The sequence below is a fragment of the Duncaniella muricolitica genome, from assembly GCF_910574735.1.
Classification (GTDB): domain Bacteria; phylum Bacteroidota; class Bacteroidia; order Bacteroidales; family Muribaculaceae; genus Duncaniella; species Duncaniella muricolitica.
In genome coordinates, this window is record NZ_CAJTCF010000098.1 from 1 (window position 1) to 12,055 (window position 12,055).

The window sequence follows — 12,055 nt, forward strand, 5'->3', positions numbered from 1 at the left end:
ATCTTCCGCTCGCAAATGCGCGGTGTCCGAGACCGCGATTTCTTCATCTTCCGCCTGGTCAAACTGTACGCTTGAATATTTAACACTTCGGTCTACTCAATTTAACATATGCACTGGAATTTCGGCTTGGGCCAGAATATTGCCTGTCGCTTGGTGAAGTGAAGGAGAAGATGCCGTTTGGCAAATTTGCCCAGCGGTTTGATTCGCTGCTCGTATTTTATGTGCTTGACCATATGTTCTGCTTTGTCGACATAGAGGATTTTACATATGTCAACGCCAAATCGAGTCCAGAGGAAATTGCACGGATGAAGTCATTGTATGCGTCGCTGGGTGTGCCCGGTAACAGTGCGTTGAAATATTGGCTGCGGCTCGACCTTGACGGTGATATTCCCGAGGCTGTCGTGCGTGATGCTGTCGCCATGGCCTATCGTCTGGTCAAGGAAAAATATATGGGGAAGTCAACGGCACGACGTACACGAAAAGGAGAAAAAGCAAGAAAGGTTTTCCCTATTGAGTAAATAACGAAGCGTGCAGTCAATCGCGATTGACTGCACGCTTCGTGTCATTGAGCGGTAAACGAGGCTCGAACTCGCGACCCTCAGCTTGGGAAGCTGATGCTCTACCAACTGAGCTATTACCGCGGGCGTTAGGTTTATATGGTCAAGTGATCGGAGCGGCGGGATTACGGGAGGGCCTGCGACGATGTTGACCGATGCAAAGGTAGGGATATTTTTTTGAATTGACAAAACAGTTGTTGCGTTTTTTGTGCCGGAGTATACGAAAAAGCTGTGGCGGAGTCGGATTTATTGCGTGTCTTTCCTCTAAAGAAAAAACATTTATTTATTCTGCCGGTGTATATATCTCAAGATTTATATCTACATTTGCAGATGTATGGACCGACGTAAATTTTGCAAAATTGGTGCGCTGGCTATGGGCGCATTGGGATTAGGGGCATTCGATGCGCAGAGCTCGGCTTTGTCTTCCTGGAGTGAGCTGCGGCCGATGAGGTCGTTCAGGCTTGCAGTAATCAGATGTGAGTGTTATGAGGATATTCAGAGCCGATATCTTGACGACCCAGAGTCGGGACCATGCGAGATGTTTAGTCCGGGAGTTGTGATGGAGTTTGCAAATGGATGTGAATGTCCTGCCGATTTTTGCCTTAGGGCTTGGTCGGTAATAATAGGAAGTGTCAACATGGCTGTGCAGAGTTGTGTGGCCATGCGTGAGAATATTCTGGTAGTAGCTTGTCCGGATGGAACAAGACCGGTTATATTTAAGGTGGATTTGTTGTAGGGGATAGCTTTGTGATTTTATCGCATAAACGGATGTTTCGCTTCCGGATCGGGGACGAATGATTCGTAGGTCGAGTCGCTGTAATATACAACGATTCCGGTGACACATTTGCCTTTGCCAGGAGTGACGGTAATGGGGCGATTGGGCGACTGCTGGTCCTGTATTTGAGGTGACGGCGTGGTAGATGGAGCGGATGAGGTTGATGGATTGCTTGCGAACGCAAAGGTGTTGCCTACAAATGAAAATTCTTCCGCGTCTGATGCCTCGGATTTTTCTGAGTCAGAATCGTCGACAGAAAAAAGATTCTCGTCTTGTGACGAATATTCTTGTATGTCAGTTTTTTGTGTGTTGTTTTCTGCGCTTGTGGGCTCGTTTTGAGGCTTTGAGATTGCGATATTATCACCGATTACCATCTCTCCCTCACCAAACATCAGCCATGAGACGGAAAGTTCGGGATAGGTGTAATGTATTTTGCCGATAATTTCATCGCTAACCTTTTTATTGCGTCCTGCAAGTAGCTGAGAGGCAGATGGGCGAGGTATGTCGCATTCGTCGGCAAACTGAGTTATGCTGATGCCGCGTGTGTTGAGATACTGTTTGAGTCTGGAAACAAGATCCATAATTTGCAAACTTGTAAAATTTGACTTTACATTTGATGTGCAAATGTAATTATAATATTTGAAACTGCAAAATTTATTTTCCAAAACACAAGATTAGATTATGGAATTGTAAATTGGCGTGAGTTTGAGAATGAATTAGCTGAGAGTGTGTTTTTGAGTTTGCGAAATGGAATCGAGGCGACTGCTATAAATGGACGTATTAAAGGGACTGTTTAATGGCTTTCGGTATATATTTGGGACGTACACTCTTGATGGGTGGGATAACTACTGCGAGTTAAAAATGCCTATGATTGTATGATTTGTTTGTAGCTATTCTTCAGATTATTTTTGTAATATGTTGAGTTCTAGTGTTTAAAAAATCAAGTTAATAAATCAAAACATTGTGAATTGTTGAGTAGTATGCAAATGAAACATGATATGGAAATTGTAAAATCAAGATTGCTTGATGTATTAGATTAGGTTGCGATTTAAAATGATGTCACGAGAGCTGATATTTTATTTGAGAATTATAGCTATTACGATATGGGATAAATTTCGATATTGAATTCTCAGATGCAATATTAAAAGATTTGATTGTAATTGCAAAACGCTACATTGCAAAATCAAACACAAACTATTTGATGTGTTATTCGTGGTTTTGATTTTCAAACACTTAAAGATCAATTGAAGTCATGATGTATGGCCTTCGATTGTATAACAATTCTTTTGTGTTAAAGTGTTTGATTATTAGGGGTTTTAACATACGCAAATATTTTGGCTGAAAAATTCATCTAAATGTAAAAATAATTCGATATATATTTACGTTTTACATTAGTTTAAACATATCTTCACTAACTTAAATAATCTCTACCGTGAAAAGAATCATTACATTTATGTTATGTATATCCATATTTTTTTGTGGAGCAAAGGGCATAGAAAAACCATGGAAACATGGTGGTCTTAAAGTGTCGGATGTCGGATCACATCTCTCTCATGTCGATGGAACACCATTTTTCTGGCTTGGTGATACGGGCTGGCTCTTGCCTCAAAGACTCGACAGGGATGAGGCTGCCTACTATCTGAAACGATGTGGCGAGGCTGGATATAATGTCGTACAGATCCAGGTGATAAATGGTATACCTGCTTTTAACGTGTATGGCCAGATGTCAATGCCTGACGGGTTTGATTTCTCTAATATCAATAGGCCCGGAGTGTATGGTTATTGGGATCATATGGACTATATTATAGATATGGCCGAGCGCAACGGCATATACATCGGTATGGGGAGGTATGGTCAAAGCCGGAATGATGGACGAGCAGCAAGCTGTAGCCTACGGTACGTTTCTTGCCAACCGTTATAAGGCCAAGCCTAATGTGATCTGGATAATGGGTGGAGATGTGCAAGGCGATATACGTCCCGAAGTGTGGGATTCGCTGGCACGTACTATCAGGAGCATTGACAAAAATCATGTCATGACCTATCATCCTCGCGGACGCCATACATCGGCCCAATGGTTTGCCGACCGCGAGTGGCTCGATTTTCATATGTTTCAGAGCGGCCACAGGCGTTACAACCAACGTATGGGCAACAAGAATTATCCCATACAGGAAGGTACGGAGGAGGACTCATGGATGTATGTCGACTCGACAAGGGTTTATGATCCCGTGCGACCGGTGCTTGATGGCGAGCCGAGTTATGAAGATATACCGCAGGGATTGCATGGTGCTGACGAGCCGCGATGGAGTGCCCGTGATGTGCGTCGGTATGCCTATTGGTCGGTGTTTGCCGGATCATGCGGGCATACCTATGGACATAATTCCATAATGCAGTTTGTGCGTCCCGGAGTCAATGGCGCGTATTTCGCCGACGGTATAGCCAAGCCGTGGTATAAGGCTCTTGATGATGACGGTTTCAATCAGATGGTACATCTTAAGCGGCTTATGCTTGCGTTTCCTTATTATGAGCGTGTGCCTGACCGGTCGGCCATACGTGATAACGGTGTGCGATATGAACGTCTTATTGCTACTCGTGGCAAAGATTATCTGTTGGTGTATAATCACACCGGTCGAGACATGAATGTGGATCTGAGCAAAATTTCGGGCCGCAAGCATCGCGCCTGGTGGATGGACGCAGCTTCCGGAGCGGTCAAGTATATCGGAGAGGTCGGTAAGGATATGCGTTATAAACCTGATGGTGATGCCGATGGTGTACTTATTGTGACCGATGTCAAGTCTGCTTATCTGACGCCCGAGACTACGTCGCTTATGTCGCTCCCGCAGCCTGAGGTGAGAGACCTTACGGAGTGACAGACGAGAGGCGCAAAAACAGTAATGGAGAATGGATGTCTGAGCTTAGCAAAGCTCGGCGTCCATTCTCCATTTTTTAGCGAGGTTCCGCTTGGCTTGTGATTGCTGAATTTATCCCACTTCGGCGATAACTTCGATTTCAACAAGTACCTGCTTGGGGAGCTCGCGCACAGCTACGGCCGAACGGGCGGGGAACGGCTCGGAGAATGTGCGGGCATATACCTCGTTCATGGGGCCGAAGAGACTCATGTCGGCGAGGAATACAGTTGTCTTGATTACTCGGTCGATGCTGGTGCCGGCAGCGGCAAGAATGGCCTTGACATTGGCGAGCGACTGTTCGGTCTGAGCCTGGATGCCTTCGGGTACTTCGCCGGTAGCGGGATTTACGGGTATCTGGCCTGAGCAGAAGAGGAGTGAACCACACTTGATGGCCTGGCTGTAGGGGCCGATGGCTGCGGGTGCCGCAGTAGTTGAAATTACTTCTTTCATGTTGTTGAAATGTTTAACATTGATATTTATTATGGTTTTGCTTTGGCAAAACTTTTGTTGCTATTTTATATTTCCGATAGTAGTGTGTCGCCTTTCATTGTCGTGAGACGTGAGTCGATCTCGTCGCATATGGCTGTTACGCCCGGAAATTCAGCCGGGAATCCGGCTATGAAATTCTTCTCTCCGTGATTGCGCAGACGCTCTATGACAAAGACACATGAGTAATGGTCGATGCTCATGGCCGGCTGCACGGGCTGCTCGTCGGTCGAGAGGTCGTGTGACCCTTCGGGCATGACTCTGACAAGGAGTCCGCACGCTATCAGTCGGTCTGTGATTGCCGAGACAAGCGGTGAGGGAATGCCATAAGTCGAAGCTGTCTCGAGAGGTGTTATAGGCCGCTTGGCTGCGGCGAAACGTTTTATTATCACCGAGAGAATGGCAATGGTGACTTTCAGCCGGTAGTTGTCAGATATGTCGCGTGTCTGGCGGTTGAATGTAAACATGGCAATGTTTTGAGCCGCACTGCACACAAGAGCTCCCGCCAGTGTTATCAGCCACGAAAGCTGCATCCATATGAGCATCAAAGGCAGAAATGAGAAGGAGCCGTAGATGGCATTGTATTTGGCTACATACAATTGGCCTGTGACAAATAGCCATTGGAGTAATTGAAAAGCGGTTCCTGCTAATATGCCGGCCGGTAGAGCGTTCTTGAATTTAACCTTGGCGTTGGGGATGAGCATGTATGCTCCGACAAAAAAGAGCCATGTGAGCACCACGCTCGCGCAGTCGAGCATTATTTCAAGAAACGGTGTCACGAAGTCAAAAGGCAGCAGCTTCTGTATGGCTGTCGACATGAATATCTGTAATCCCCCCGAACATATCATCAGAATAGGCAGTATGATACATATGGCGAGATAGTCGGTGACCTTGCGGAAAAACGAGCGGCCGACAGTCACTCCCCACACATAGTTGAAGGCGTCCTCAACGCTGTCAAGCAGAGAGACGATGGTCCAGAGCAGAAATACTATACCGACGCCTACAAACAGGCCTTCGGATGCTTGGGCCAGGCAGGAATCGACAAACTTGAAGGCCATCTCAAGGGCCTTGTGTTGTGAGGGGAAATAAGTGTAAACCTGATTCTGAAGTAGATTTTGAAATCCAAAGCCTCGGCCTATGGCAAATACCAACGCAAGAGCCGGCACCACAGCAAGCATGGTGCGATAGGTCATGGCACACGCTTTGCTCTGGAGGTCAGTGCTCATAAAGGTTTTGACAGTCAGGTTGACTGTTTTTATGAGGTTGACTTTCAGATTGTCGCGATGGTCCTCCCATACACCTTCGGAGCAATAGGCCCATAAAGCCATGGCCCGTTTGCTCAGACGGTCATAGGTTTGCGCCAGGCGTCCTTTGGATTTCGTGTCATTTTTCATCGGTCGGTGTTTCTATATATGTCTTGGCAGCCTGTGATCTGGCTATGTCAAGCATACGTGTGAGGCGTTCCTTTTCGATGCTTGCGAGTTTGGCCTGGCGCAGAGTCGTAGCGTAATCATACAGGGTGGCTATTTCTGAAGCCTGTATCGCCGGCAGCGGCATGGAGTGGGAGGACGAACCGTTAAATGTGAGTGTCATCGGAGTGGCGCGGTGCTTGTTGATGAAACGTCCGAGCGAGTCACATTCGACTCCCATAAATGTTATGATCTCGGCTCCCATCGAGCGGTCATTGCGCTCGCCGTCATGAGGCACGGAAGCTGTCGACGCACTCTCTCCGTTGCAGCTCACGGTGACCGAAGTGCTTTTGGCCGGTTTGCCTTTAAGGGATGATATTATGTAGAAATCTCCGTCAGGACTTATACGTGCCTGAAGGCCGTTGACTGCTCCTACGCTTTCCGGATCGGTGGATGCTCCTGTGTAGTATCCCTCGATGGGATTCTTTACGAATTTCACAAGCCGTTGGAGCGAATCTCCTCTGACTCCAAGCACGGCGACGAGCGAATCGGCCTCTTGAAGCTTTTGTACAGTCAAACCTTCGGTGGCCCGTGTGGCGAGATGGAGAGCCTGGCGGCGCACGTCTATTTCAGCCGGATATGCCGACTTGATGGAGTCGGTGAGCGTAATCGCACCGGCATAGTTGCGGGCGTCATAGGCTGCGGTCGCTTCTGCAAGCAGGGCTTCGGCCTTGGCTTTATCGCCCGAGCCGGAGCATGAAGCGAGTATGGATAGAGCGGCCAATGCCGAGACGAGAGAGCGAGAGGTGTTAGTTGCTGCGTTGAACATCTTTTATGCCTTTGACAGTTTTGATTTTTTTGATTATATTGTTGAGTGCGGCTGTGTCGTTGATGCCGAGGACGAGAAAGCCCGAGAACATGCCGTCGTTTGATTCAATGGATATATTGCGAAGGGCTACGTCTTTTTCCTTGTTGATTATTGATGTTATATTTGTGACGATGCCGATGTCGTCGATGCCGACAATGCGCACTGTGGCGGCAAACTGATTGCCGGCTTTGCCTGACCAGCGTGTGCGTATCACGCGATAGGGGTAGCGTTCGTGGATATGGCGCGAGTTGGGACAGTCGATGCGGTGGATTTTTATGACTCCCTCGGCAGAAACAAATCCAAACACCTTGTCGCCGTAAATGGGATTGCAGCATTTCGAGAGCCGATAGTTTACTCCTTTGATGTTGTCGCCTATGACGAGAATGTCATCTGACGAATTGTCGGAATGTCGTTCGCTCTGGTCCATGAACTCAAACTCCTCGGCACTGCGACGCTCTATCTCGGCCTTGTGGTCGGCGGCATTGAGCAGCTCGTAGGTCGCCATCACATCGTTGACATCAATGCTCTCGTCGGCAATGGCTTTGTAGAAGTCTGTTACTGTGCGGTAACCCATCTTTTTGATGGCACGCATGAGTGTCGCTTCCTCAAGATCGATTTTGCGGTTTTTACATCTGCGCTGGAGCAGCTCGCGTCCATATTCCGCCGATCTGTTGGCACGTTCGTTGATGGTCTGCTTTATTTTGTTGCGGGCCTTGGTAGTGACAACAAAATTGAGCCAGTCGAGTTTGGGTTGCTGGGACGGAGAGGTGAGAATTTCGACCGTGTCGCCCGACGACAGTTTGTGGTTGAGCTTGCGGTTGCGTCCGTTGACCTTGCCTCCGATGCATGAGCATCCGAGTTTGGAGTGGACGGCAAAGGCAAAGTCGAGAACCGATGCGCCCATAGGCAGTCGGTAAAGATCGCCCATAGGTGTAAAGATAAACACTTCTTTATCGTAGATGTCCATCTTGAAGTTTTTCATCAGTTCCATCGGACCGTCGGCGGTCTCGAGGATGTCGCGCACATTGTTCATCCACGCGTCAAGCTGTCCCTCGCTCTTGATGCCCTTGTATTTCCAATGGGCGGCAAGACCTTTCTCGGCTACGAGGTCCATTCGGCGTGTGCGTATCTGCACCTCCACCCATTTGTTGTCAGGGCCCATTACGGTGGTGTGAAGTGATTCGTATCCGTTGCCTTTAGGTATGGACAGCCAGTCCTTCAGACGTTTGGGGTTGGAGGTGTACATGTCGGTGATAATGGAGAATACTCGCCAACACTCGGCCTTCTCGTCCTCCAGAGGTACGTCAAGAATTATACGTATCGCAAAGAGGTCATAGATGCCCGACAGCTCCACCTGTTGCTTGCGCAGCTTGTTCCAGATGGAAAATATACTTTTTGTGCGTCCTTTTATCTCGTATTTAAGCCCCGTTTTGTCGAGTTTTTCTCTTACAGGGGCAATAAATGAAGCGATATACGCGTCACGTGCGGCCTTGGTCTCGTTGAGCTCGCGTGCAATCTTAGTGTATGTATCGCGGGCTGTATATTTGAGCGACATGTCTTCCAGTTCGCTTTTGATTTTATACAGGCCGAGGCGATGAGCTAAAGGTGCGTAGAGGTAATTAGCCTCAAAAGCTGTGTCAATGACAAACTTCTCGTCAGGATGATGGTTGATGGCCCGCATGAGCGTGAGGCGATCGACAATCATGATGATTATGACACGGATGTCGTCGGCCAGAGCCATGAGCAGGCGTCGGAAGTTATCGGTCTTGACTACAGTCTGTTTTCCGTAGAGCGTCGATACTTTCATCAAGCCTGTCACGAGGCGGGCCACATCGGTGTCCCACAGTCGCTCTACATGCTGCACTTCGAGTGAGCCGGCTGAACATAGATTGTAGACAAGCGTTGCTATAATCATGTTGCGGTCGGGCGACACCATCTCGCATAGCGCGATGCATGTCTCCATGGCTCTTGCCACAGGGTCTATGCCGTGGGTGTGAGCCGGTTTATAGCCGGCTTCAACGGCCTCCTTATAGACTTTGCGCAAGGTTTGATAATCGGATGGCTCGGCCACTATTGAGGCGGCCGTCATCAGATGTCGCACTAGTTGACGCAAATCGTTATGTGATGTCTTGGTTGTTTCCATTGCGCTTATGAAATAAGGTGGAAAGGGTCAGATCAGTTGGGGTGAATGGCGGAGAGAGTGGGGGATATGCGTATTATTCGCGGCGTGATATGCACGCTCCGGCCGATGACAGGCGCGTGTCGATGGCCTCATAGCCTCGGTCAATCTGGTCGATGTTGTCAATTACCGACATGCCTTTGGCACTTAATGCTGCAATAAGCATGGCGATGCCGGCACGAATGTCGGGTGAGTGCATATTGTTGGCTCTCAGCGGCACTTTGTGATCGAGTCCAATAACGACAGCACGGTGAGGGTCGCAGAGCATTATTTGCGCGCCCATATCAATGAGTCGGTCGACGAAAAACAGTCTGCTCTCAAACATCTTCTGGTGAATGAGCACCGAACCGCGACATTGTGTGGCCGTTACGAGAATTACCGACAGAAGGTCGGGCGTGAGTCCGGGCCATGGAGCGTCGGCTATGGTGGGAATGGAACCGTCGAGATTGTTTTCGATTTCATAGACGTCCTGTGCAGGGATGAATATGTCATCGCCCCTGCGCTCGAGTTTGATGCCAAGGCGTCGGAAGGCGTCAGGGATGATACCGAGATTGTCATACGACACGTCTTTGATAGTCAGTGAGCTTTGGGTCAGTGCAGCCATACCTATAAAGCTGCCGACCTCAATCATGTCGGGCAGAATGGTGTGTTCAGCCCCTCCAAGACGCTCGCAACCGGTGATGCGGAGCAGGTTTGAACCTATACCCTCTATTTTTACTCCCATTGCAGTAAGCATCTTGCACAGTTGTTGCACATAAGGCTCGCATGCTGCATTATATATAGTGGTGGTGCCTTCAGCTAATGCGGCTGCCATGACAATGTTGGCGGTGCCGGTCACAGAGGCCTCGTCAAGAAGCATGTAGCAACCCTTCAGTCCGTTGACTGTAATTAGGTAATAAGCCTGACGCTCCTCGTTGTAGGCTATCATGGCTCCAAGCTTGGAGAGTCCGGTTATGTGGGTGTCAACCTTTCGGCGTCCGATTTTGTCGCCTCCAGGTTTGGCAAAATAGGCTTGTCCGAGACGGGCAAGCAGAGGTCCGACCACAAGCACTGAGCCACGCAGACCGGCGCATCGGGCTACAAAATCGGCACTTGATATATAGTCTTCGTCAAGGTCGTCAGCTTGGAAGCGATAACTGCCTTCACCGATTTTGTCGACCTTGACATTCATGGCTTTGAGCAAATCTATGAGATTCTTGACATCAAGAATGTTGGGGACATTGTGTATTGTCACTGGTTCTTTTGTAAGCAATACTGCACTGATTACCTGAAGGGCTTCGTTTTTCGCACCTTGTGGTCTGATGTCGCCGTTGAGGCGGTGTCCGCCTTCGATAATATATTTACTCATAATTTGTGTTTAGCTGATAACTGTGAGAGGTGGGGGTAATTATAATATTTGAACGCCGATGGGTTCAGATGTGTTCAACTTCGGGTGTCAAAGTCACACCATATTTTTCACGTACCGAGAGCATGATTTCGTGTTCGAGCCGTAATACTTCATCGGCGGAAGCCTTGCGCTCTGGATTTACAATAACCAATGGCTGAAGATGCCATACGGCCACGTTGCCAATCGATCGGCCTTTCCATCCGCAATGGTCAATCAGCCATGCTGCCGGTACTTTCCAGCCGTCGTCCGTCCGATAGTGTGGGAATGAGTTATTCCCCTCGACGTTCTGTATGTGTTCGAGCTGAGTCTCGGAAATGACAGGGTTTTTGAAAAAACTGCCGGCACTTGGTATGGTTTGCGGATCGGGCAATTTTGTGTCACGTACCGACATCACAGCCTTACGCACATCAAGAGGAGATGTCGGAGGTGTGGAAAAATACTCCTTAAGAGCCGGGTATTCGATGTGGGGGGCGGGTAGGGTGGAAAGTTGATAGACCACCGAGTGTATTATATAACATCCGTGTAGTTCGGGGCGTTTGAATATCGAATCCCGATAGCCATAACGGCACTTATCTCGAGCGATAGTGACAAATTCATGCTTCTCCCTGTCAAATGCATTCACCTCTATTATAGAGTCGGCCGCTTCCATACCGTAAGCACCTACATTCTGCACAGCGGAAGCTCCGACCTCGCCGGGAATTCCGGAAAGATTCTCAACTCCCCAAAGTTCGCGGTCGCATGCCCAATGGATAAAATCATCCATTATTTCGCCGGCTCCAACGCGCACTTTTACATGCGAAGAGTTCTCTTCGATAATTTCTATGCCTTTAATTTTACTGTGAGCAATCACGCCGTGAAAGTCGGACGTGAAAAGTAAATTGCTTCCTCCACCGATATGCAGAAAGTCGACATCTTTTCGTAACGCAGAGAGTATAAACGGAATATCTTCCTTGCGGTCATATTCAATGAAGCATCCACACTTGGCCGGGATGGCAAATGTAGTGGCTTTAGATAGGTCGAAATTATGATATGTGGTAATCATAGGCACAAATTTAATCAAATAATTCTGAAAAAAATTAATAAAAATGCATGGTTTTTTAAAAATAAAGTCTTAACTTTGCACCGCAATTCAAGGAAACCCCCTGCAAAGGGTTGTACCGAGGATTGAAGCAACCATGAGGAAAGATGCCGGAGTGGTCGATCGGGGCGGTCTCGAAAACCGTTGTGCCCTTGCGGGCACCCAGGGTTCGAATCCCTGTCTTTCCGCAACCCACGGACTATACAAAAGTCCGCAGAACCTTAAAACCTCAGACTGTCAGACAGTTCTGAGGTTTTTTCATGCCCTTACAGCAGTGTCTCCTGCCAGCCATTTGCCATTGAAATGGGGTCAAGCCGAAATGGCGGTGCATATGTTAAATTTGGCAGTTAGAAGTGTTAAATTTTTAGGCGTAGAGTTTGACCAGTCGGAATATGAAGAAGTCTCGGTCC

At 48.2% G+C, this 12,055-nt stretch carries 9 protein-coding genes, 2 tRNA genes and 1 pseudogene; 4 read left to right on the forward strand and 8 right to left on the reverse strand.

Annotation, left to right across the window (positions count from 1 at the left end):
• Positions 1–143: 143 nt before the first annotated feature.
• On the forward strand, positions 144–518 hold the full coding sequence (locus QGT73_RS15625; RefSeq protein WP_280123064.1) for an MmcQ/YjbR family DNA-binding protein: 375 nt from the start codon (positions 144–146) through the stop codon (positions 516–518).
• 50 nt (positions 519–568) lie between these two features.
• Here the strand turns inward: QGT73_RS15625 and QGT73_RS15630 are convergent.
• A tRNA-Gly gene (locus QGT73_RS15630) sits at positions 569–641 on the reverse strand.
• A 361-nt stretch (positions 642–1,002) separates the two neighbouring features.
• Between QGT73_RS15630 and QGT73_RS17570 the strand changes: the two genes are divergently transcribed.
• Positions 1,003–1,293, forward strand: a complete 291-nt coding sequence (locus tag QGT73_RS17570) for a TIGR04076 family protein (RefSeq protein WP_425278416.1) — start codon at positions 1,003–1,005, stop codon at positions 1,291–1,293.
• A 17-nt stretch (positions 1,294–1,310) separates the two neighbouring features.
• On the opposite strand, the gene QGT73_RS15635 is transcribed toward QGT73_RS17570, so the two are convergent.
• A complete protein-coding gene (locus QGT73_RS15635) occupies positions 1,311–1,913 on the reverse strand; it encodes a helix-turn-helix domain-containing protein (protein ID WP_280123057.1) in 603 nt (200 codons plus the stop codon).
• 872 nt (positions 1,914–2,785) lie between these two features.
• On the opposite strand from QGT73_RS15635, the pseudogene QGT73_RS15640 reads away from it, so the two are divergent.
• A pseudogene (locus QGT73_RS15640) lies at positions 2,786–4,199 on the forward strand (glycoside hydrolase family 140 protein).
• A gap of 111 nt (positions 4,200–4,310) precedes the next feature.
• Here the strand turns inward: QGT73_RS15640 and QGT73_RS15645 are convergent.
• From QGT73_RS15645 to murB, 6 genes are all read right to left on the reverse strand, one after another.
• A complete protein-coding gene (locus QGT73_RS15645) occupies positions 4,311–4,688 on the reverse strand; it encodes a RidA family protein (RefSeq protein WP_280123058.1) in 378 nt (125 codons plus the stop codon).
• 65 nt (positions 4,689–4,753) lie between these two features.
• A complete protein-coding gene (locus QGT73_RS15650; RefSeq protein ID WP_280123059.1) occupies positions 4,754–6,118 on the reverse strand; it encodes a YihY/virulence factor BrkB family protein in 1,365 nt (454 codons plus the stop codon).
• Positions 6,108–6,962: a hypothetical protein gene (locus QGT73_RS15655; RefSeq protein WP_280123060.1), complete on the reverse strand. Its 855-nt coding sequence runs from the start codon at positions 6,960–6,962 to the stop codon at positions 6,108–6,110. Before QGT73_RS15655 ends, QGT73_RS15650 begins: the two co-directional genes overlap by 11 nt.
• Positions 6,943–9,144 (reverse strand): RelA/SpoT family protein, encoded by a 2,202-nt coding sequence (locus QGT73_RS15660; protein ID WP_280123061.1) that lies wholly within the window; start codon positions 9,142–9,144, stop codon positions 6,943–6,945. The genes QGT73_RS15655 and QGT73_RS15660 overlap by 20 nt, the downstream gene beginning before the upstream one ends.
• A gap of 73 nt (positions 9,145–9,217) precedes the next feature.
• Positions 9,218–10,528 carry a UDP-N-acetylglucosamine 1-carboxyvinyltransferase gene (gene murA / locus QGT73_RS15665; RefSeq protein ID WP_280123062.1) on the reverse strand — a complete coding sequence of 437 codons (1,311 nt, stop codon included), beginning with the start codon at positions 10,526–10,528 and terminating at the stop codon, positions 9,218–9,220.
• A gap of 64 nt (positions 10,529–10,592) precedes the next feature.
• A complete protein-coding gene (gene murB, locus QGT73_RS15670; RefSeq protein ID WP_280123063.1) occupies positions 10,593–11,609 on the reverse strand; it encodes a UDP-N-acetylmuramate dehydrogenase in 1,017 nt (338 codons plus the stop codon).
• 137 nt (positions 11,610–11,746) lie between these two features.
• On the opposite strand from murB, the gene QGT73_RS15675 reads away from it, so the two are divergent.
• Positions 11,747–11,833, forward strand: a tRNA-Ser gene (locus tag QGT73_RS15675).
• The last annotated feature ends 222 nt before the right edge of the window (positions 11,834–12,055 follow it).